Source organism: Streptomyces sp. SID5464 (genome assembly GCF_009862985.1).
Classification (GTDB): domain Bacteria; phylum Actinomycetota; class Actinomycetes; order Streptomycetales; family Streptomycetaceae; genus Streptomyces; species Streptomyces chartreusis_D.
In genome coordinates this window covers 51120-72014 of record NZ_WWIQ01000007.1, presented here as the reverse complement: position 1 = coordinate 72014, position 20895 = coordinate 51120, and the positions used below count along the sequence as shown (strand labels likewise).

Below are 20895 nucleotides of genomic sequence, written 5' to 3'. Positions count from 1 at the left end.
CGGAAGGCACCCTGTGTCATCAGCGAATCCCGCTGCCAGCGCCGCCGACACCGTCCTGGTCGTCGACTTCGGCGCGCAGTACGCCCAGCTCATCGCCCGTCGTGTCCGCGAGGCGCGGGTCTACAGCGAGATCGTGCCGAGCACCATGCCGGTCGCCGAGATGCTCGCCAAGAACCCCGCGGCGATCATCCTCTCCGGCGGCCCCTCGTCGGTGTACGAGGAGGGCGCCCCGAGCCTGGACCGCGAGATCTTCGAGGCCGGCGTCCCCGTCTTCGGCATGTGCTACGGCTTCCAGCTGATGGCGCGGACCCTCGGCGGCACCGTCGACAACACCGGAGCCCGCGAGTACGGCCGCACGGACCTGCACGTCTCCAAGTCGTCCTCCACCCTCTTCGAGGGCACCCCCGCCGAGCAGGCCGTCTGGATGTCGCACGGCGACGCCTGCTCCGCCGCCCCCGAGGGCTTCTCCGTGACGGCCTCCACGGACGTGGTGCCGGTCGCCGCGTTCGAGAACGACGAGAAGAAGCTGTACGGGGTCCAGTACCACCCCGAGGTGATGCACTCCACGCACGGGCAGCAGGTGCTGGAGCACTTCCTGTACCGGGGCGCGGGCCTGACCCCGTCCTGGACCACGGGCAGCGTGATCGAGGAGCAGGTCGCCGCAATCCGTGAGCAGGTCGGCGACAAGCGCGCCATCTGCGGACTCTCCGGCGGCGTGGACTCCGCCGTCGCCGCCGCCCTCGTCCAGAAGGCCATCGGCTCCCAGCTGACCTGCGTGTACGTCGACCACGGCCTGATGCGCAAGGGCGAGACCGAGCAGGTCGAGAAGGACTTCGTGGCCGCGACCGGCGTGCAGCTGAAGGTCGTGGACGCCGAGGAGCGGTTCCTCAAGGCGCTCGCCGGGGTCTCCGACCCCGAGGAGAAGCGGAAGATCATCGGCCGCGAGTTCATCCGGGTCTTCGAGCAGGCCCAGGCCGAGATCATCGCGGACGAGGGCCCGGCGGTGGAGTTCCTCGTCCAGGGCACCCTCTACCCCGACGTGGTCGAGTCCGGCGGCGGCACCGGCACCGCCAACATCAAGTCCCACCACAACGTGGGCGGCCTCCCCGAGGACCTCGAGTTCCAGCTGATCGAGCCGCTGCGCAAGCTCTTCAAGGACGAGGTCCGGATGGTCGGCCAGGAGCTCGGCCTGCCGGACGAGATCGTCCAGCGCCAGCCCTTCCCCGGCCCCGGCCTCGGCATCCGGATCGTCGGCGAGGTCACCAAGGAGCGCCTGGACCTGCTGCGCGAGGCCGACGCCATCGCCCGCGAGGAGCTCACGGCGGCCGGCCTCGACCGGGACATCTGGCAGTGCCCGGTGGTCCTGCTCGCGGACGTCCGCAGCGTCGGCGTCCAGGGCGACGGCCGCACGTACGGCCACCCGATCGTCCTGCGGCCCGTCTCCTCCGAGGACGCGATGACCGCCGACTGGTCCCGCCTGCCGTACGACGTCCTCGCCCGGATCTCCACGCGCATCACCAACGAGGTCAAGGACGTCAACCGAGTTGTCCTCGACGTCACCTCCAAGCCGCCGGGGACGATCGAGTGGGAGTAGTTCCCACCCCCTAGGTGCGCTTGATCGTGCGCAGGGGCTCGCCTGGTGTCCAGATCTGGACGACGAGGTACTTGTCGTCCTCGATGGAGGTCCGCACGACCTCGGTGAGCTCGGTACGGAAGAGGTGGAACGGCTCCGGCGGCTCCACCTCTTCCACGTATCCGGCCTTCGTCTCCACGTCGTCGACCTCGATCGCCCGCCCGCTGATCCGGACGTCGCCGCCGCCCATGCCCGTACCCTCCCCGGGGTTCGCCTGGAGCGCGAAGCGCGGGTCGCGGCGCAGGTCGAGCGCCTTGAGCGAGTCCGGCATCATGCCGAGCCACAGCTCGCCGTTGAGGAACCGCACCTCCAGACCGCTGGTGCGGGGCGAGCCGTCCTTCCGGAGAGTGGCGAGGACGTGGTGGGTGTACGCGCCGAAGCGCTTCTCGACGGTGCCGGCCAGGTCCGGTTCGGCGGTGACGAAAGCCGCCCAGTTCGCTGTCATACGGAGAGTCTGGCGCCGAAACCCGACATCCTCTGTCGGCTATTCGTGGGATCGGGGAGACCGGGGGCGAAAGGGGTGCGCACAGGTGCTCACCGGCGCTCACGGGGCGTTCGCCGGGGCGCTCGCCTCATCTTCACCAAACGCTTCTGTCTTTCCGACCCGACCAGCGGTAGCTTCCGCCCCGTACGTAGAACCAGCGCTGGAGGACCTATGCACGGGCCCACCCCGCCCCTGCCACTGCCCACCGACAGGCTGCGGTTCGCGATGCCGCCGATGCACGAGTCGGTCGAGGACGAGCGCCGGCACCGCAAGGAACGGCTCGCGGGCGCCCTGCGGATCTTCGGGCGGCTCGGCTACGAGGACGGCGTGTCCGGGCACATCACCGCCCGCGACCCCGAGTACAGCGACTGCTTCTGGGTCAACCCGTTCGGGATGCCCTTCCGGCACGTCACCGTGAGCGACCTGGTGCTCGCCAACCAGGACGGCCAGGTCGTCGAGGGCGGCTACCACGTCAACCAGGCCGCCTTCACGGTGCACGCCCAGGTCCACGCCGCCCGCCCCGACGTCGTCGCCGTCGCCCACTGCCACTCGGTGCACGGCCGGGCGCTCGCGTCCCTCGGCGAGCTGCTGGAGCCGATCACCCAGGAGAGCTGCGCCTTCTATGAGGACCACGCCCTCTACGACGCCTACACCGGTGTCGCCGTCGACGCCGAGGAGGGACGGCGCATCGCGGCCACGCTCGGCTCCCGCAAGGCGCTCGTGCTGCGCAACCACGGGCTGCTGACCGTCGGCGACTCGGTGGACGCCGCCGCCTGGTGGTTCGTGTCGATGGAACGGTCCTGCCAGGTGCAGCTGACGGCGCAGGCCGCCGGGCGGCCGGTCCGCATCGACCACCGGATGGCGGTGGCGACACGGGAGCAGCTGGGGGGCGACCTGGTGGCGTGGATCAACTACCAGCCGATGTGGCAGGAGGTCACCCGGAGTGAGCCGGATCTGCTGAGCTGAGCGGCCGGCCCGTCAGAAGCCGCGGAGCACCACGGCCTTCGTCCTGGCGAACTCCTCGTCGGTGAGCACACCGTCCCGGTGCAGCTCGCCCCACTCGCGGAGGCGGCGCAGCAGTACGTCGTGGTGGTCGGCCGCGGGCGGTAGGGCGGAGGCCGGGCGGGGTCCCGGCGCGCCGGCCGCCTGGTTCCCCGCCACGGTGCGGGTGGACGGGTGCGGCAGCCGGGCGGTGACCGCCGTCGCGACGAGCGCGGTCAGCAGGTCTCGGCGGGCGCTGCCCCACAGGTCCAGGGCGTACGGATCCTTCTCCGGCGGCAGTTTCGAGAGCACCGTCTCGCGGGTCACGAAACGCAGAAAGCCGTCCTCGTGGCCGGAGTTCGGCAGCCACTCGACCTGCACCAGGTCTCGCAGGTCGATGATGCGCGGGCCGGTGGCGCGTTTGACCCGCTCGGAGGTGTCGGCCCAGTCGATCCGGACCCGGGTCCCGTCGAAGGAGACCGTCCCGTCGGACGAGCGCACCGAGACCGGAACCGGCGGCCCGGGCAGCAGATACGCCTTCGCCGGCCCCCTCGGGACCTGGTCGAGGAGCAGCGCGCGGCGGATCTCCTCGGCGACGTACTCGGCGACCCCCGTCCGGTCGGCGTCCACCGCCAGCCGGTACGGATCGGCCGCGTCCGGCAGCCGCCCGCCGGTCGCCTGGAGCAGCGGGTCGGCGCCCTCCCGCAGCCGCAACCGGAGCCGTCCGCGCCTGCGTTCCGGTTCGAGGACGACACCCCAGACCGCCTCCAGCGGCACGGAGACCTCTCCGTACGTCTGCCGGAACAGCGGCACGGAGCGGTGCAGACCGGGCGTGATCCGGACCGTGCTGCCGTCGAAGGCCCAGGTCCCGTCACGCTGGATGATCTCGGCCATAAGGGAATTCTCGCAGCCGGGTCAACACGGGGCGCCGAACTTCACCCGTGTTGACCAGACGGGGCGGACGCGGGACAGGTGGTGAAGGGATAATCCGCTGTCGTCGCACGGGAGTTGTACAGCGGTGTTTCCGGGGTCCGGAAGACCGACGGTGGTTGGGTCGCGGGAAGGCGGGCGTCGGGCGTGACGGTGCGCGAGGCGGGACAGGGCGGTGCGGACGCGGGTGCGTATGCGGAGGGGGGTGCGTATGCGGACGGGGGTGCGTATGCGGGGCGGTACACCGGTGGGGCCGCGGGGGCGTATGCCGGCGGGTACGCGGGTGGGCGTGGCGGTGTGCCCGGAGGTATGGACGGCGGTGGCCACGGTGGTGCGCACAGCGGTGTGCACGGAGGGGGGTGCGCCTGTGGGGACTGTCCGCACGGGGCACGTGAGGGGCATCGGCGGGCCGTCGCCGCGTTTCTGCGCAGGCGCGACGAGTTCGCGGCCGGGCTGGGGCTGCCCGCCGCGGTGGCCCACTCCGCCTCGGCTTCCCGCCAGTGGGTCTCGGAGGAACTGGCGCAGTCCGCGGAACTCGTCGCCGAGCGCGGCCGGGCCGAGAGTCAGGCCTGGCTGGCCGGCCTGTGGCGCCGCACGGTGGGTGTGGTGTGGGCGGCCGTCGTGCTGTTGCTGCTCGGCCAGTCCCTCGCCGCGGTCGGCGCCGGCTGGACTTCGGCGCGTACGGCCGGGCTGGCCGCCGCGCTGGTGGTCGCCGGCGCGCTGACGGCGGCGTCGTGGTTCCACCGGGCGAAGGGCGGTGCGCTGGCGCCCGTCATCGGTGAGGACAACCGGCTGTCCACCTCCCGTACGGTCGCCGGGGCGTGGGTGCTCTTCGTGGCCTACGCGGTGCTCGTGCTGGCCGGGCGGCTGGCGGGCGCCTCCCGGCACGCGGACCGGGACGCGCTGCTGTCCGGACTGGAACTCGCCCGCGGGGCGGGGGTCGTGACCGTGCTCGCCGTGGTGTGCGGGATCGCCGTGCTCGTACGGCGGGTGGTCGGGCTGCGGGTGCGGGGGCAGCGGCTCCAGAAGGTACCCGCCGACCGGCCGCGGGCCGCCGACCTGCTGACCGACGACGCGGGCCGGGGCACCTTCGCCGACATCCAGTACGTCGTGGTCAGCGCCGTCGCCCTGGTCTTCGCAGCCGTACGGCTGGCCCGGCGGCCGGACCAGTTGCCGGATCTGCCGTGGGGGCTGGCGGCGGTGGTCCTGGTGTCGGCGGCGACGTACCTGGCCGGCAAGTACGCGGAGGGAGGCCGGCCGGTCATCCTGTCCGTCGTGCGGTCGCGGGAGGCGGGCGACCTGGACGGGCCGATCCGCACGGGCGACGACATCGAGATCCGGGGCGCCGGGTTCGTGCCGCCGGGTGCGCAGGGGGCGGACCGGCTGGCCCGGATGGTCGTCCGGGTCGGTGCGGTGCATGTGCACGTCCCGTTGGTGCCGGTGCCCGGGGGTTTCGACAACCCGACGGACACGCTGCTGACCGTGCCGGTGCCCGCGGATGTGGAGCCGGGGCGGGTGGAGGTGCAGGTGGTCACGGCGGCGGGGGTGGAGACGAACCGGTACGCGGTCGACGTGACGGAATGACGGCCCCGGTAACAAAAGCCGCCGCACAGGGTTGAGCGGGGTCGGTTCGTCGTACGTATGGTCGTTGAGGGGGTCTCGGCACCGGCGGGAGAGGCGGCTAGCAGCGATGACTCACAGTATGAGAACGGACACGCACACCCCCCACTTCGGCAGCGGAGGAGACTGGCGGGACACCGCCGTCCGCTACGCCCTCCTTCCCCTGCGGGTCTTCCTCGGCGTCACCTTCATCTACGCCGGCCTGGACAAAATGACCGACAGCGCCTTCATGAAGGACGCCGGTGCCGGCTCGATCGGCGACATGATGCGCGCCGTCCGCGATTCCTCCGCCATCCCCGCCCTGGTCGACCTCTCTCTGAAGAGCCCTGTCGGGTTCGGCTACGCCATCGCCTTCGGCGAGTTGGCCGTCGGCATCGGCACCCTGCTCGGCCTCCTCGCCCGGCTGGCCGCACTCGGCGGGGCGCTGATCTCCCTCAGCCTGTGGCTGACCGTGAGCTGGGCCTCCGACCCGTACTACTACGGCAACGACCTCGCCTACCTCATGGCCTGGATCCCCCTCGTGCTCGCGGGCGCTCCCCTGCTCTCCGTGGACGCCGCCCTGCGGTCCCGGCGACGGCAGAGGACGGCGGGTTACCGGTAGTGCCCGTGGGCTGCGTGGCTGGGCTGAGCGGCGGGCGTGGCGGTCGTCAGGCGGCCATGTCCGGGCCGGGCTCGTCGGTGGTGCGGCCCGACGCCCGGCGCCGACGCATCCGGCCCGTCACGATCGCCACCGCGCCGGCCAGGCACAGCCCGCCCATGACGAGCGGTACCGCCACGAACCACGGGGTCTCCCAGGCGCCGCCGGCGTCACCGGCGTAGAGGACGCCCGCCAGGGCGAAGACGGTGCCGGCGACCAGCTTTCCGGGCTGGACTTCATGACGCAGCACGGGCCACCTCCGCCTGTCCCATGCCGACCTGGAGATCCAGGTCGATGGTGCCCGACTTCTTGACGCCCTGGGCGGGGGAAAGGGTCATCTCCTTGTGCTGTCCCGGTTTCACGTCCACGTCTTTCTCGTCGTCACCCGGCAGCTGGAGGTCTCCGATCCCCACGTCGACGCTCAACCGCACGGTCACGTCCTCGGGCACGAGCACCTTCACCCGGCCCACGCCGACGTCGGCGCGGGTCGTGACGGTCTGGTTCCGGCCTATGTCCACCCGGGTCAGGTCCAGGGTGCCGACGCCCGTGCCCAGGTCGTACTTCCGGTGTACGTCCGCCACCGCGGTGGGCTGCCAGGTCGTGCGGGTCCACTGCGTGCCGATGTCCTTGGGCAGCGCCGCCGAACCGGCGAGCAGGCCGGCCGTGATGATCGCCAGGAGGATCGAGCCGGCACCGGTCCGCCCCAGGAAGGCGCTGACCGCCATGCCCAGGCCCAGAACGGCGAGCGCGCAGGCCAGGCCGGTCTGGAGACTCGTGCCGAGCGGGTGCCGGTCCCAGGTCAGGCTCGTCCCCAGGGCGCCCGCGAGCAGCGCCAGCAGGAAGACCCAGCCGCCGATCCAGCGAGGACCGTGCGGCTTGGGCGGCCGGGTGTGCGGCGCTGGTGTGTCCTCGCGGTCGCGGGGCTGGACGCCGAGGCTGATGTTGATGGCGGCCGCGACGTCCAGGTCGCGGGAGTCGCGCGGACCCCAGAGGTAACCCGTGCCGCCGATGTGGGTGCCGTCCTTGACGATGGGGTCGCGCCACCAGGAGGGGAAGGCGGCGGGCACGGGCGGCGCCTGCGGTTCCGGCGGGGCGTCGGCGGCCGCCTGGGCGGCCAGCGGGTCGGGGCTGGGGGCGCCGCGCTGGCGTGACCAGTAACCGGAGCCCGCGAGGAGGAGGGAGAGGACGACGGCGAAGGTCAGCACCCCGCCGTTGTTCAGCATGGTCAGGAACACTCCGCAGCCGACCAGCGCGAACAGCACCGCCGTCAGGGCCTGGCCGTCGACGCGGCCGGTCAGCAGCTTGCGCACCTCGTTCTCGTCCTCGTCGTCGTACGGGACGACGAGCCAGGCGAACGCGTAGAAGAGGAGGCCGATGCCGCCGGTGGCGGAGAGCACCGCGAGGGTGATCCGGAAGATGACCGGGTCCATGTCGCACTGCCGCCCGAGCCCGGCGCAGACGCCGGCCAGGGCCTTGTGGCGGCGGTCGCGCCGGAACCTGTGCGGCGGTCCGGGCGGGGTGGCTTCCCCGGCCGGGTCGGCCACGCCGGGCGTGCCTCCTCCCTGTTCTCCCGCGTCCGCGTGCCCGGGCGCGGGCGGGGGCGCGGCATCCGGCGGCCCGGCGCCCGGTGCGGGGCGCGGGCCGGAGCCGGGTCCCGGACCCGTCGCGGCGTGCTCGTGATCGGTCATGGGTCCATGGTGACGGGCGCGGCGGCGCGGCGGCAGCCTGAATGACCCTGGCCCGACCCTGATATCGGCCCTGAGGGACGGCGCGGGAAGCGTTCGAAGGCCGGGGTTCGGAGATCAGGGGAGTCTCCGGGGTCGACCCTGATGCTCCGGCCGTCCGGGCGTGTGACCATCAATGGCATGTCGGAAGCCGCAGCAGCGCCAGTCGCCGGACCGCGGCCGCCGCGCAAGCTCTACCGCAGCAGTGACGGACGCTGGCTGGGCGGGGTGGCGCGGGGGCTCGCCGGGCATCTCGGGCTGCCCGTGATCTGGGTGCGGCTCGTCTTCGTCGGCCTGTTCATGGCCGACGGCCTCGGTGCGCTGCTGTACGCCGCGTTCTGGTTCTTCGTCCCGCTCGGCGTCGGCGGAGTCGAGGCGCAGAAGCCGCCGTCGCTCGTCGCCTCGGAGACCTCGCCCGACGGCCGCCGCAGACTCGTCGCCCGCAGGCCCGACAAGGGCCAGATAGTGGCCCTGCTCCTCATGGTCGTCGTGGCCCTGGTGTTCGTGGGCAATGTGAACCTCAGCGGCGGGGCCAGGGCGTATCTCTGGCCGGCGGTGCTCGTCGGCGCGGGCGTCGCCCTGGTCTGGCGGCAGGCGGACAACGCCCGCCGGGCCCGCTGGGCCGAGGTCGGCCGCCGCCGGCGCACGGTCACGCTGCTGCGCTCGGTGGGCGGTGTGCTGCTGGTGACGGCCGGCGTCTCCGGCATCTTCGTCATGCAGGGCTCCGCCGCCCACCTCGGCTCCGTCCTTCAGGCGGCACTCGCGGTCCTCGTCGGGATAACGCTTCTGGCCGGGCCGTATCTCGTGCGCATGACGCAGGACCTCTCCGAGGAGCGCCTGATGCGCATCCGTGCCCAGGAGCGCGCGGAGGTCGCCGCGCATGTGCACGACTCGGTGCTGCACACCCTCACCCTGATCCAGCGCAACGCGGAGAACGCGAACGAGGTGCGCCGCCTCGCCCGGGCCCAGGAGCGTGACCTGCGCACCTGGCTGTACAAGCCCGAGGGCACCGGCAAGGACGAGGCCGACGAACCCACCACCCTCGCCGACGCCGTGCGGCGCAACGCGGCCGAGGTGGAGGACAAGCACGGCGTGCCCATCGAGGTCGTGGTCGTCGGCGACTGCCCGCTCGACGAGAGAATCGGCGCACAGATGCAGGCCGCGCGCGAAGCAATGGTGAACGCCGCCAAGTACGGTGGCGAGGGCGGAGCCGTACAGGTCTTCGCCGAGGTCGAGGGGAAGACGGTCTTCGTGTCCGTCCGGGACCGCGGCCCCGGCTTCGACCTCGACTCGATACCCGCCGACCGGATGGGTGTCAGAGAATCGATCATCGGCCGCATGGAGCGCAACGGCGGTACGGCGCGGCTGCGCGCGGTGCCGGACGGCGGCACGGAGGTCGAGCTGGAGATGGAGAGGGCGGAGAAGACGTCATGAGCGACCCGACCGAGGCGAACGGTACGGCGGGATCGGCGGAGGCGGCCGGGCCCGCGGAGTCGGACGGCGGTACCGGCGGTCGCCGTGTGCGCGTGGTCCTCGTCGACGACCACCGCATGTTCCGTACGGGGGTCCAGGCCGAGATCGGGCAGACCGAGCAGACCGGTGTCGAGGTCGTCGGCGAGGCCGCGGACGTCGACCAGGCGGTCACGGTCATCACCGCGACCCGGCCCGAGGTGGTCCTCCTCGACGTGCACCTGCCCGGTGGCGGCGGTGTCGAAGTGCTCCGCCGCTGCGCCGCGTTGATGGGCGACGCCGAGCAGCCCGTCCGTTTCCTCGCGCTCTCCGTGTCGGACGCCGCTGAGGACGTGATCGGCGTGATCCGCGGCGGTGCCCGCGGGTACGTCACCAAGACGATCACCGGCACGGACCTCGTGGACTCCATCTTCCGTGTCCAGGAGGGCGACGCGGTCTTCTCCCCGCGGCTGGCCGGGTTCGTCCTCGACGCCTTCGCCTCCACGGACGCGCCGCCGGTCGACGAGGACCTGGACCGTCTTACCCAGCGCGAGCGCGAGGTGCTGCGGCTCATCGCCCGGGGATACGCGTACAAGGAGATCGCCAAGCAGCTGTTCATCTCCGTGAAGACGGTCGAGTCGCATGTCTCGGCGGTCCTCCGCAAGCTCCAGCTCTCCAACCGGCACGAGCTGACGCGCTGGGCGACGGCTCGCCGGTTGGTCTGACCCGGCACCGCCCCGGTCAGACCACCCGGGTGGCGCCCGTGAACGGCATCTCGTCGAGCGGGGCGACCCGGACCGGGGCGGAGGGGTTCGGGGCGTGGATCATCCGGCCGTTGCCGACATAGATGCCGACGTGACTGATGCCGGCGTAGAAGAACACCAGGTCCCCGGGGAGCAGTTCGGAGCGGGCGACGCGGCGGCCCGCGTCGATCTGGGAGTACGTCGTGCGGGGCAGGGAGACGCCCGCGGAGCGGTACGCGGCCTGGATGAGGCCCGAGCAGTCGAAGGCGTTCGGGCCGGTCGCGCCCCAGACGTAGGGGCTGCCGAGCTTCTGGTAGGCGTAGGACACGGCGGCGGCCGCGCGGGAGTTGGGCGCCTGCGCGCTGCTGCCGGCTCCGGGGGCGGTCAGGCTGTCACGCGCACCCGTGGAGGAGCGTGAGGCACGGTCCGTGCCCCTCGTGTCGCCGATGAGGGCACGTTCCTGCGCGGTCAGCCGGGACAGCAGCTGACGCGCGGTGCCCAGCTTGCCGGTGATCGTCTTCTTGTGCCGTCTCAGCTCCGTCTGCCGCGATCTCAGGGAGGTCAGCTCGATGTGGGCGGCCCCGCGCAGCTGCTCGATCTCCCGGAGCTGCCGGCGTACGCGCGAGACATCGGCCCGCTGCCGGTTGCCGGCCCGCTCGACGAACTCGGCGTTGTCGAGGTACCGGTCGGGGTCGTCGGACAGGACGAGCTGGAGCGCGGGGTCCAGGCCGCCCCCGCGGTACTGGGCGGCGGCGACCGAACCCAGTGCCTCACGGGCGGAGTTGAGCCGTTCCTCCTTGCGTGCCGCCTGGTCCTGGAGGTTTTTCAGCCGCTTTCCGGCCGCCTCGGCCTTCTCCTTCGCGCCGTTGTACTTCTCGGTGGCGACCTCCGCCTCCTGGTACAGCTCGTCCACCTTGGCCTTGACCTGGCCGGGGGTGAGCTCGGGTTCGGCGTGTCCGGTGCCGTCGAGGCCCGTCGCGGTCGCCGCGCCCGCGAGGGCGATCGTGGCGGCCGTACGGGCCTTGTTGCCGCTCGCGGAGCGCTGGCGGGGCTTGCGGTGCGCTGCCACCTGGGGGGCCACGTCCTTTCCTGCGACCGCCGACGGGTGCGTACGGCCGCCAGGGGGAGCGGACGGGCGGCCTGCGCGTCCGGCGGCGGCCCGCACAGGGGAAGCGGACCGCCGCCGGACCTTTTCGGCGGTGGTGTCCGACTGCCGCCCCTGGCCCGGGCGGCGGTGGGGAGCCGGGCACCTGGTGGAGGACGCTAAACCTCGCCGCGGCGGCCCGGTGGCGGGTGCGCGGAAGTGTCCCGAGAGGACCGGTGGTGACCGTATGCGACCGTGATCCCATCTCGCCGCCGTCGAATTAACTCAGCGTGATGACCGATGCGCCGAATCATGGGCGCGAGGCGGCGGGCGGGTGCTATGGGCGCATATGTGCATCCGAAGGGCCGGTGTCGGGCGGCTGTGGAGCCCCTGATTAGGCTCCGGCCTCATGGACGTACTCATCCACCTCTTCGTCGGCCTCCACATCATCGGCATCGCATCCCTGCTGGGCGGTTTCCTCACCCAGATGAAGGCGATGGGCGAGGGCACCGCCCGCTACACCCCCGCGATGCTGCACGGCGCGCTGACGATGCTGGTCACCGGTGTGATCCTGGTCGGCCTCAACCAGGCCGACGACCAGTCCGTGAACAACATCAAGATCGGCGTCAAACTGGCCCTGCTGATCGTGATCCTCGGCCTCGTCTACGTGAAACGGGACGACGAGAAGGTGGACAAGGGCCTGTTCGGCCTGGTCGGGGCGCTGACCACCGCGAACGTCTTCATCGCCGTGCTCTGGACCTGACCCGGCCGGGCACGACGCGGGCCCGGGCCGAGGCGGCCGTCCAGGCGGTACCCCCGAGCCACGCGGCCACCGCGACCCACAGCAGTACCTCTCCCAGGCCGTCGAGCCAGGAGACGTCGAGGGCGGCGGCGACGGCCAGTGCCGCCGCCGCCGTCTTGGCCCAGGTGAACACGGTCGCCCAGCGGCGGATGTCGGTGCGGGGCCGGGGCCGCAGGAGCTCGGCGGCGAGCAGGACGGCGCAGCAGGCCAGTGTGAGCACGAGCAGCACGACGGTCACATGGCGCAGGATGCCGCGGTCGTCGACGTTCCACAGGTACAGGTGCGCGCTGTCGGCGCTGATCAGCCGTGCCCCGGCCAGCGCCGAGATGGCGAGCGCCCCGCCCGCGAGCCAGTGGTCGCCGCGCCCCTCGGCCACCTGCCGCACGTCGAAACGGGCCAGGGCGAGGACGTACAGCACGAGCCCCAGCCAGAACAGCACCAGCGCCGCGTGGGCGAGCCAGGCCGCCGACTCGGCAGCGGCGAGCGTGGCGCCGAGCACGGCGAGCCCCTGCGTGGCCGTGCAGCGCGCGAACACCGTCCCCGGTCTGCGCCGCTCCCCGTCCTGCGCGGGGATGGCCAGCGGCACGGGCCAGAGCAGCACGGCAAGCACCAGCAGGGCCGCGGCCGTAGCCTGCGAGCCGGCCGCCGAGAAGCCCGCGCCCAGGACGGCCGTCGCCGCCACGGTGATGAGAGCGGCCGTCGCCATGGTGTCCACGAGGCCCGGCACCCGCGCGTACGCCCGCCCTCTCGTGCCGGCCGGCAGCAGCCGCAGGGTGAAGTCCGCGGCGAGCACCAGCCAGGCGGCGCAGGCCAGGCCGAGGGCGACACGGGAGAGGACGGCGTACCCCGCCAGATCGATACCGACCGACAGGGTGCCGGTCGCCAGCACGGCAGCGCCGGCGGACGGCGCACGCTGCGCCCACCAGTCGGTGGAGGGGGAGGGGCCCGGCATGGGCCCGATGCTAGGAGGCGCCGCGCGCGATATGAGCGGGGCACGCGCGCGGGCGCCTCAAAAACGCGCGAGCGCCCTCAGGCCGGCCGCACCACGCTGTGGATGGCCGACTCGCCGTCGTAGTAGATCGACTCCTCGCGCACGTAGGTGCCGGGCTTCGGGGCGTGGATCATCATGCCGTTGCCGATGTAGATGCCGACGTGGGTGACGTCGTCGTAGAAGAAGACCAGGTCACCGGGCTGGGCGTCGGTCAGAGAGACCGTGGTGCCGGCGTTGACCTGGTCGTAGGTCGTGCGCGGCAGGGTGACGCCCGCGGCCTTCCAGGCGGCCTGGGTGAGGCCGGAGCAGTCGTAGGAGCCGGGGCCGACGGCGCCCCAGACGTACGGCTTGCCGATCTGGGCGCGGGCGAAGGCGAGCGCCTTCTCGGCCTTGGTGGCGTACGAGGAGTCGGCGGGGGCCGTCGAGGAGGACGAGCCGGAGCCCGCCGACGCGGAACCGCTGTCCTGCTGCTGGGCGGCCTCCTCCTGCGCCTTCTGCTGCGCGGCCTGCTGCCGGGCCAGCTCGTCGGCCTTGCGGGCGGCCTCCTGCTGCTTCTCCCTCTCGATCGCCGCGAGCCGCGCCTTCTCCTCGGCGGTCAGCTTCGACAGCAGTTCGCGCGCGTCGGCGAGCTTCCGCTGGACGGTGGCCTTGGCCGTCTTCAGGTCGCCCTGCGTCTCGGTGAGCGTCTCGAGGCTCTCGGTGGCCTCCTGGCGCTTCTTCATCGTCTCGGACTGCTGCGTGACGTAGTCGTCGACCGCGACCTTCTGGCGGCCGGTCATCCGGTTCATCAGCTGGGTCTGGTCGAAGTAGTCCTGCGGGGTGTCCGCGAGCAGGAACGTCGCCGTGTCCGGGGCGGAGGCGCCGGTGCGGTACTGGGCGGCGGCGAAGGAACCGAGTTCCTCCCGTGCCTCGTTGAGCTTCTGGGTGCGCTTGGCGACGTCGTCGAGGAGGGTGTCGACGCGCTTGCGCTGCTTGGTGGTCTTCTCCTTGGCCGAGTTGTACTTGTCGGTCGCCGACTCGGCCTGGCGGTACAGGTCGTCGACCTTCTTCTCGACTTCCTCGAGACTCGGCTTGTCGTCGGCCTCGGGGGCGGCGTTGGCCGACTGGGACAGCAGGGCCACGGAGGTGAGGGCCGCCGTTGCGAGGGCGGGGGTCCGTATGCCTGCGACGCGCGTACCAGCGGGACGCGACTTGCGGTGCGACGCCAAGGGAGGCGACTCCTTCCATGCTCCGCCTACCGGGTTAGCTGTCGGGTTCGGGCGGGTACATCGGAAGGGTTGCCCTACGGCCATCTCCGCGAAGGGAGTCGGGCCGATTCACCCCGGAGTTCTCGGTTGGGTCCCCGGCTCCGGCTGCCGCTGCGGCACACCGGACTCGGCGGAGGCCGCGCGGCCCGGCGACGTTCGCCGGTGGGGGTCGTGCGGCCTGCCCGCACGGTAGCCAACTCGTGTGGCCCTTGTGAAGGTTGATGGGTGATATGCCCGATACATTTTCGTGACCTTGTCCCGGAGCGTCGCCGAGCGTGATCGGTCGAGGGGGGTTGGTCACGAGTCGTCCATAATCATGACGGTCATAGCAGGCTGTGATCATGCGGGGATGCACGGTGACGAGGGGGGCGTTCGGGCGATGTTCTCAGGGCGGCGGCGGGCTGTCAGTGGGGCGCCCTAGACTCGGAGAGCGATGAGCAGCCTCTTTGACGACAGCTTCCTGGCGGACCTCCAGGCCCAGCGGGGCCCCGCGGACGAGCCCCCGCCGCCACCCGAGGACGATCACGTGCCGGAGCCGGTTCCGGACGATCTGTTCGGCGGGAAGTTCGACGTGCCCCCGGACAGGGACGCGTACTACCGCGACGGCGCCCCGCGCCCGGTGGTGGACACCGCCGCCCTCCTGGAGGGGCTGAACGACAACCAGCGCGCCGCCGTCGTGCACTCAGGTTCCCCGCTGCTCATCGTGGCCGGCGCCGGCTCCGGCAAGACCCGCGTGCTCACGCACCGCATCGCCCACCTGCTCGCCGAGCGGGGCGTGCACCCGGGCCAGATCCTCGCGATCACCTTCACCAACAAGGCCGCGGGCGAGATGAAGGAGCGCGTCGAGCAGCTCGTCGGCCCGCGGGCGAACGCGATGTGGGTGATGACCTTCCACAGCGCGTGTGTGCGCATCCTGCGGCGCGAGAGCAAGAAGCTCGGCTTCACGTCCTCCTTCTCGATCTACGACGCCGCCGACTCCAAGCGGCTGATGGCCCTGGTCTGCCGCGACCTGGACCTCGACCCCAAGCGCTTCCCGCCCAAGTCCTTCAGCGCCAAGATCAGCAACCTGAAGAACGAGCTGATCGACGAGGAGGACTTCGCAGCCCAGGCCTCCGACGGCTTCGAGAAGACCCTCGCCCAGGCCTACGCGATGTACCAGTCACGGCTGCGCGAGGCGAACGCCCTCGACTTCGACGACCTGATCATGACGACGGTCAACCTGCTGCGCGCCTTCCCCGACGTCGCCGAGCACTACCGCCGCCGCTTCCGGCACGTCCTGGTGGACGAGTACCAGGACACCAACCACGCGCAGTACGCCCTGGTCCGCGAGCTGGTCGGCACCTCCGAGCACCCTGTCGACGTGCCGCCCGAGGCCGAGATCCCGCCCGCCGAGCTGTGCGTCGTGGGTGACGCCGACCAGTCGATCTACGCCTTCCGCGGCGCGACGATCCGCAACATCCTCCAGTTCGAGGAGGACTACCCGGACGCGACGACGATCCTCCTGGAGCAGAACTACCGCTCCACCCAGACGATCCTCAGCGCGGCCAACGCGGTCATCGAGCGCAACGAGTCCCGGCGTCCCAAGAACCTCTGGACCAACGCGGGCACGGGCGCGCAGATCACCGGCTACGTCGCCGACACCGAGCACGACGAGGCGCAGTTCGTCGCCGACGAGATAGACCGGCTCACGGACGCCGGCGAGGCGAAGGCCGGCGACGTCGCCGTGTTCTACCGCACCAACGCCCAGTCCCGTGTCTTCGAAGAGGTCTTCATCCGCGTCGGCCTGCCCTACAAGGTCGTCGGCGGTGTCCGCTTCTACGAGCGCAAGGAGGTCCGGGACGTCCTGGCCTACCTGCGCGTGCTGGCCAACCCGGAGGACTCGGTGCCGCTGCGCCGGATCCTCAACGTCCCCAAGCGGGGCATCGGCGACCGCGCCGAGGCGATGATCGGCGCCCTCGCCCAGCGGGAGAAGATCAGCTTCCCGCAGGCGCTGAAGCGCGTCGACGAGGCGTACGGCATGGCCGCGCGCTCCACCAACGCCGTCAAGCGGTTCAACACGCTGATGGAGGATCTCCGCACGATCGTCGAGTCCGGCGCCGGACCGGCCACGGTGCTGGAGGCCGTCCTGGAACGCACCGGGTACCTCGCCGAGTTGCAGGCCTCCACCGACCCGCAGGACGAGACCCGGATCGAGAACCTCCAGGAACTCGCCGCCGTCGCCATGGAGTTCGAGCAGGAGCGCGGCGAAGAGGAGCGGGGCACGCTGTCCGACTTCCTCGAACAGGTCGCCCTGGTCGCCGACTCCGACCAGATCCCCGACGAGGAGGACGGCGACGGCGTCATCACGCTGATGACCCTGCACACCGCCAAGGGCCTGGAGTTCCCGGTCGTCTTCCTGACCGGCATGGAGGACGGCGTCTTCCCGCACATGCGCGCCCTCGGCCAGACGAAGGAGCTGGAGGAGGAGCGGCGCCTGGCGTACGTCGGCATCACGCGTGCGCGGGAGCGGCTGTATCTGACGCGGTCCACCCTGCGCAGCGCCTGGGGCCAGCCCTCGTACAACCCGCCCTCCCGCTTCCTGGAGGAGATCCCGCCGGCCTACGTGGAGTGGAAGCGGACGGGAGCCACCGCGCCCGCGTCCTCCGGCCCCGTCTCCGGGGTGGCGGCCTCGCTGTCGTCGTCCCGCTCGCGTTCGTCGGCGTCGGGCGCGTCCGGTTTCGCCACGCGCCGGACCTCCGAGAAGCCGGTCGTGTCGCTGGCGGTCGGGGACCGGGTCACACACGACCAGTTCGGGCTCGGGACCGTCGTCGCGGTGAAGGGCACCGGCGGGAACGCCGAGGCGACCATCGACTTCGGGGACACCAAGCCGAAGCGGCTGCTGCTGCGGTACGCGCCGGTGGAGAAGCTGTAGCCCAGCGGGGTCAGCCCCTGCCGGATGTCCGGTGGGGGCTGCCGGGACGTTACGTCGGGTCGATGCCGTGGCTGCGCAGCCACGGGAGCGGGTCGATCGCCGAGCCGCCGGCCGGGCGGACCTCGAAGTGCAGATGAGGGCCGGTCGAGTTGCCGGAGTTGCCGGAGCGCGCGATCGGATCGCCGGCCTTGACGGTCGTACCGGAGGGCACCGTGTAGGTGGAGAGGTGGCAGTACCACGTCTCCGTGCCGTCCTTCGCGGTCACGATCATCATGTTGCCGTACGCGCTGTTCCACTGCGTGCGGACGGTGCCGTCGGTCGCGGCCATCACGGTCGTGCCGTACGAGACGGGGAAGTCGATGCCGGTGTGCAGGGACATCCAGTTGATGCCGGACTGCCCGTAGTAGGCGCTGAGTCCGTGCCGGGCGACCGGCAGGGCGAACTTCGGGCGCAGCCGCTCCTTGCGGGCCGCCTCCTCCGCCGCGCGCTTGCGCTCGGCCGCCTGCTGGGCCTTGAGGTCGATGCGCTCCTGCGTACGGCTGGCGCGGTCGGCGAAGTCGTCGGCGCCGGCGGCGAGGCTCTGCAGCTGTGTGTCCAGCTTGTTGTTGGCGGCGGCCGGTTTCACCGGCTGTGCGTCCGCCGCGGTCGTCTGCGCCTCCGCGGCGCCGTCGTCGGTGAAGCTGCCGACGGAGGCGGCGGCGATCCCCGCGACGCCCATCACACACGCCGAGGGCACCGCGATCGTCAGCAGTGCCGAGCGCTTGGGCGGCGTACGGCGGCGGGAACGGGACCCGGCGCGTGAGGCCGCCCGTGAGCCGGCACGCGGGTTGACCTCTTCCTGGCCGTCCAGGAGCGGGGCGACGGCGGGCAGTTCGCCGGTGGCGGCCGGCTCGCCGCCGTCCGCGGCCGGGTCGTGGTAGGCGGCCCCGGTGGCTTCGTCGTAGGCGACCTGCTCGAACGACGCGGTCTCGTGCTGCTCGAAGGTTTCGCCGCGCTGCTCGTACTCGTCGGGGGCCTGCGCGACGCCGTCGGTGTTCCACTGCGTGGCGTCGTAGGCACCGGTGTCGAAGGCCTGCGTGCCCCATTCCCACTGCTGGGTCTGGTCGGCCGGATTGCCGGACTGGTCGGGGTGGAGCCAGGCGCCGGCGTCCCACTGCCCGGTGCTGTCCGGGGAGGTGGCCTGCGGCGGGATGACCGAGAGTAGCTGCTGCTCGGCCGTCCAGGCTGTCGTGTCGTAGACGCCGGTGTCGTAGGCGGCGTGGTGCTGGGCCGCGTACGCGTCGTAGTGCGGGTTCTCGTGCGCGCCGGTGGGCCAGTGGCCGGTGTCGTACGTGCCCGTGTCGTGGCCGCTGCCCGGGAGGTCGCCGAAGAGGGGGTCGGTGGCGAAGGTCGCCGTGGTGTGGCCGGTGGCGCCGAAACCGGTGCCGTCGGTACCGGTGGAATCAAATCCGGTGGCGGCGTAGTCGCCGTACGTGGTGAAGTCGCCGTACTGGGCTTCCTGGGTGCCGTACGACGCGTAGTGCGCCGAGTCGGCGTCGGAAGCCGGGGCCGGGGTCATGGTCCCCGACGGGTGACGGTCGTTCACCAACTTCTCTTTCGCCTCGACAACAGGGGCTGCCAGAGCAGTGCGGCGACTGTACCCGGCGGTACGCGGGCACGACAATCTTCGGCAGGTTTCGCGCGCGCAGGAAACGGGCATTCGGCCGTGTTTTGGCGGACTGCGGGCACGGGCTTGGCCCTGTGTTCGAGGTTTGTTCGAGGGTGATCGGTGCTTCGACGCTGTGTGGCGGCTGTATGACGAGTCTCAGGCCACCGTCAGGCCATCGGTCCGGCCGGCCGACGGTTCACCCGCGCGGGCCGTGTCGAGCACCTGCCGTATTCCGTTGGCGACGGCGGGGTGCACGGGCAGGGCGAGATGACCGATGCCGGCCACCCGCACGTTCTGCACCGTCAGATCCGGATGGTCGATGCAGGCCGTCTCCAGCGGGTCCATCACGTGGTCCAGGTCGCTCCAGAAGCTGACGAAGTGCGTACGGCAGCCCGGGGCCGGCCGAGTGAGCTCCTCGAGCACCGGTGAGCCGGGGCGCATCTGGCGCACGATGGGGTGCGCGTCGGCCAGGGGCACCACTCGGGTGCCCGAGTGCGGCGTGCCGAGTGTCACGAGGGTCCGCACGCGCGTGTCGCCGCCGAGTCGCTGCACGTAGTAACGCGCTATCAGGCCGCCGAGACTGTGCCCGACGACATCGACCTGCGGGGCTCCGGTGCGCTCGCAGACCTCCTCTATGTGGCGGCCGAGCAGCTCGGCCGCGGCGCGTATGTCGCAGGTCAGCGGCGAGTAGTTGAGGGACTCGATCTGCTGCCTGCCGTGCTGGGCGAGGCTGCGGCGCAGCAGGACGAAGACCGAGCGGTTGTCGATGAAGCCGTGCAGCAGGACGACCGGGGGTTTGGCCTCCGTGGGGAGTTGGGCGGCGCCGCCCGTGGGCAGTGCAGGGGCGGGGGCCCGGCGCTCCTGGGTGATGCCGGAGGGGTAGAGGAGGAGATGCCCGGCCAGGATCGCGATCTCCAGGGCGGTGGCCTTCAGGAGAGCCAGGGAGAGTCCCGCCAGCCGGCTCGGCAGCAGGCGCTGGCAGAACGGAAGAAAGGGCAGAGCAGCCCTGGTGACCTTCATGGCCGACCTCCTGTCGGCACGCGGGAGGACAGCCGCCCCCCGGGTGCCCTCGTGGAAAGCAGCGGCGAAGACGGCCGATGACTGCGTGAGCGGCGTGAGCCGCGGGGACTGAGCGCGGCATGTGGCGCGTGTGACGCCGGTGGTACGACGAGGTCTCCTGCCGGTGCGGCGACGAGGCTCCCCGCTGTTGCGCCGTGTCTGCCCTGCGTGCTGTGCGTGCCCTGCGTGTCCCGCGTGCCTTCGCCGAAGTGCCGTACCGCCGCCGTGCGTGGTGGGTGGGGCGGCGGTACGGCGACCTCGCCGCGGCTCCCCTTGCGCTTGTCCCATCGTGTGATTTCCCCCTCGGTCCGCAACGCGAAACTGCCGGTTGCGGGATCCTGGAGATAACGTTCGTTCACTTGCCCGGACGAAACGGGGCGAGGTGTCCGTGCGGTGCGGCGTGTACGGCGTGAGCGATGTGTGCGGTACTTGTCGGTACGGATGGATGTAGTCGCTTCATGGAGGCAGTGATGGGTGTGGCAGCCGGTCCGATCCGCGTGGTGGTGGCCAAGCCGGGGCTCGACGGCCACGATCGCGGAGCCAAGGTGATCGCGAGGGCCCTGCGCGACGCCGGTATGGAGGTCATCTACACGGGGCTCCACCAGACGCCCGAGCAGATCGTCGACACGGCACTCCAGGAGGACGCCGACGCGATCGGGCTGTCCATCCTCTCCGGCGCGCACAACACGCTCTTCGCGGCGGTGATCGACCTGCTCAAGGAGCGGGAGGCGGAGGACATCCTGGTCTTCGGCGGCGGGATCATCCCCGAGGCGGACATCCCCCTGCTGAAGGAGAAGGGCGTCGCGGAGATCTTCACGCCCGGCGCGACGACGGCGTCGATCGTGGACTGGGTCCGGGCGAACGTGCGCCAGCCGGCCGGAGCGTAGGCCTCCGGCGGTGGCGCCGGCTTGCGTGCCGGTCGCCCGGGGCGCCGTCGGCGGGTGGGTGCCCT

At 71.7% G+C, this 20895-nt stretch carries 18 protein-coding genes and 1 riboswitch; of the genes, 9 read left to right on the top strand and 9 right to left on the bottom strand.

Annotation, left to right across the window (positions count from 1 at the left end):
• Positions 1–13 precede the first annotated feature (13 nt).
• Complete coding sequence (gene guaA / locus GTY47_RS06965) at positions 14–1594, top strand: glutamine-hydrolyzing GMP synthase (RefSeq protein ID WP_010036470.1); 1581 nt, start codon at positions 14–16, stop codon at positions 1592–1594.
• A gap of 10 nt (positions 1595–1604) precedes the next feature.
• On the opposite strand, the gene GTY47_RS06960 is transcribed toward guaA, so the two are convergent.
• Positions 1605–2078, bottom strand: coding sequence for a pyridoxamine 5'-phosphate oxidase family protein (locus tag GTY47_RS06960; protein ID WP_010036469.1), 474 nt, complete (start codon positions 2076–2078; stop codon positions 1605–1607).
• 210 nt (positions 2079–2288) lie between these two features.
• Here GTY47_RS06960 and GTY47_RS06955 point away from each other — a divergent pair, with 210 nt between their 5' ends.
• On the top strand, positions 2289–3083 hold the full coding sequence (locus tag GTY47_RS06955) for a class II aldolase/adducin family protein (RefSeq protein WP_010036468.1): 795 nt from the start codon (positions 2289–2291) through the stop codon (positions 3081–3083).
• Positions 3084–3095: 12 nt separating this feature from the next.
• On the opposite strand, the gene GTY47_RS06950 is transcribed toward GTY47_RS06955, so the two are convergent.
• Entirely contained in the window at positions 3096–3992 is an 897-nt protein-coding gene (locus tag GTY47_RS06950; RefSeq protein WP_010036466.1) for a DUF4429 domain-containing protein, read from the bottom strand.
• A gap of 345 nt (positions 3993–4337) precedes the next feature.
• Here GTY47_RS06950 and GTY47_RS06945 point away from each other — a divergent pair, with 345 nt between their 5' ends.
• Together GTY47_RS06945 and GTY47_RS06940 are read left to right on the top strand one after the other, a co-directional pair.
• Entirely contained in the window at positions 4338–5612 is a 1275-nt protein-coding gene (locus GTY47_RS06945) for a hypothetical protein (protein ID WP_029180945.1), read from the top strand.
• A 106-nt stretch (positions 5613–5718) separates the two neighbouring features.
• The gene (locus GTY47_RS06940) at positions 5719–6249 is read left to right on the top strand and encodes a DoxX family membrane protein (RefSeq protein WP_040902780.1); all 531 of its coding nucleotides are present in this window, start codon (positions 5719–5721) and stop codon (positions 6247–6249) included.
• 46 nt (positions 6250–6295) lie between these two features.
• Here the strand turns inward: GTY47_RS06940 and GTY47_RS06935 are convergent, their stop codons facing one another.
• Both GTY47_RS06935 and GTY47_RS06930 read right to left on the bottom strand, forming a co-directional pair.
• Positions 6296–6535 (bottom strand): hypothetical protein, encoded by a 240-nt coding sequence (locus GTY47_RS06935; RefSeq protein WP_010036460.1) that lies wholly within the window; start codon positions 6533–6535, stop codon positions 6296–6298.
• Positions 6522–7973 carry a PspC domain-containing protein gene (locus GTY47_RS06930; protein WP_029180944.1) on the bottom strand — a complete coding sequence of 484 codons (1452 nt, stop codon included), beginning with the start codon at positions 7971–7973 and terminating at the stop codon, positions 6522–6524. The genes GTY47_RS06935 and GTY47_RS06930 overlap by 14 nt, the downstream gene beginning before the upstream one ends.
• Positions 7974–8150: 177 nt before the next feature.
• Between GTY47_RS06930 and GTY47_RS06925 the strand changes: the two genes are divergently transcribed.
• Together GTY47_RS06925 and GTY47_RS06920 are read left to right on the top strand one after the other, a co-directional pair.
• The gene (locus GTY47_RS06925; protein WP_040902795.1) at positions 8151–9443 is read left to right on the top strand and encodes an ATP-binding protein; all 1293 of its coding nucleotides are present in this window, start codon (positions 8151–8153) and stop codon (positions 9441–9443) included.
• Positions 9440–10183, top strand: a complete 744-nt coding sequence (locus tag GTY47_RS06920; RefSeq protein ID WP_010036452.1) for a response regulator transcription factor — start codon at positions 9440–9442, stop codon at positions 10181–10183. The genes GTY47_RS06925 and GTY47_RS06920 overlap by 4 nt, the downstream gene beginning before the upstream one ends.
• A gap of 16 nt (positions 10184–10199) precedes the next feature.
• Here GTY47_RS06920 and GTY47_RS06915 read toward each other — a convergent pair whose 3' ends face one another.
• Positions 10200–11270, bottom strand: a complete 1071-nt coding sequence (locus GTY47_RS06915; RefSeq protein ID WP_029180942.1) for a C40 family peptidase — start codon at positions 11268–11270, stop codon at positions 10200–10202.
• Between the two features lie 424 nt (positions 11271–11694).
• Between GTY47_RS06915 and GTY47_RS06910 the strand changes: the two genes are divergently transcribed.
• On the top strand, positions 11695–12048 hold the full coding sequence (locus GTY47_RS06910) for a hypothetical protein (protein ID WP_010036449.1): 354 nt from the start codon (positions 11695–11697) through the stop codon (positions 12046–12048).
• Here GTY47_RS06910 and GTY47_RS06905 read toward each other — a convergent pair.
• Both GTY47_RS06905 and GTY47_RS06900 read right to left on the bottom strand, forming a co-directional pair.
• Positions 12026–13039, bottom strand: coding sequence for a membrane protein (locus tag GTY47_RS06905; RefSeq protein ID WP_010036446.1), 1014 nt, complete (start codon positions 13037–13039; stop codon positions 12026–12028). The genes GTY47_RS06910 and GTY47_RS06905 overlap by 23 nt on opposite strands.
• Positions 13040–13116: 77 nt before the next feature.
• Entirely contained in the window at positions 13117–14286 is a 1170-nt protein-coding gene (locus GTY47_RS06900) for a C40 family peptidase (RefSeq protein WP_010036444.1), read from the bottom strand.
• 8 nt (positions 14287–14294) lie between these two features.
• A riboswitch (cyclic di-AMP (ydaO/yuaA leader) is annotated at positions 14295–14468 on the bottom strand.
• Between the two features lie 290 nt (positions 14469–14758).
• On the opposite strand from GTY47_RS06900, the gene pcrA reads away from it, so the two are divergent.
• Positions 14759–17236, top strand: a complete 2478-nt coding sequence (gene pcrA, locus GTY47_RS06895) for a DNA helicase PcrA (protein ID WP_010036442.1) — start codon at positions 14759–14761, stop codon at positions 17234–17236.
• 49 nt (positions 17237–17285) lie between these two features.
• On the opposite strand, the gene GTY47_RS06890 is transcribed toward pcrA, so the two are convergent.
• Together GTY47_RS06890 and GTY47_RS06885 are read right to left on the bottom strand one after the other, a co-directional pair.
• The gene (locus GTY47_RS06890; protein ID WP_050810196.1) at positions 17286–18935 is read right to left on the bottom strand and encodes a M23 family metallopeptidase; all 1650 of its coding nucleotides are present in this window, start codon (positions 18933–18935) and stop codon (positions 17286–17288) included.
• A gap of 105 nt (positions 18936–19040) precedes the next feature.
• Complete coding sequence (locus GTY47_RS06885; protein ID WP_010036437.1) at positions 19041–19904, bottom strand: alpha/beta fold hydrolase; 864 nt, start codon at positions 19902–19904, stop codon at positions 19041–19043.
• 509 nt (positions 19905–20413) lie between these two features.
• On the opposite strand from GTY47_RS06885, the gene GTY47_RS06880 reads away from it, so the two are divergent.
• Entirely contained in the window at positions 20414–20830 is a 417-nt protein-coding gene (locus tag GTY47_RS06880) for a cobalamin B12-binding domain-containing protein (RefSeq protein WP_010036435.1), read from the top strand.
• The last annotated feature ends 65 nt before the right edge of the window (positions 20831–20895 follow it).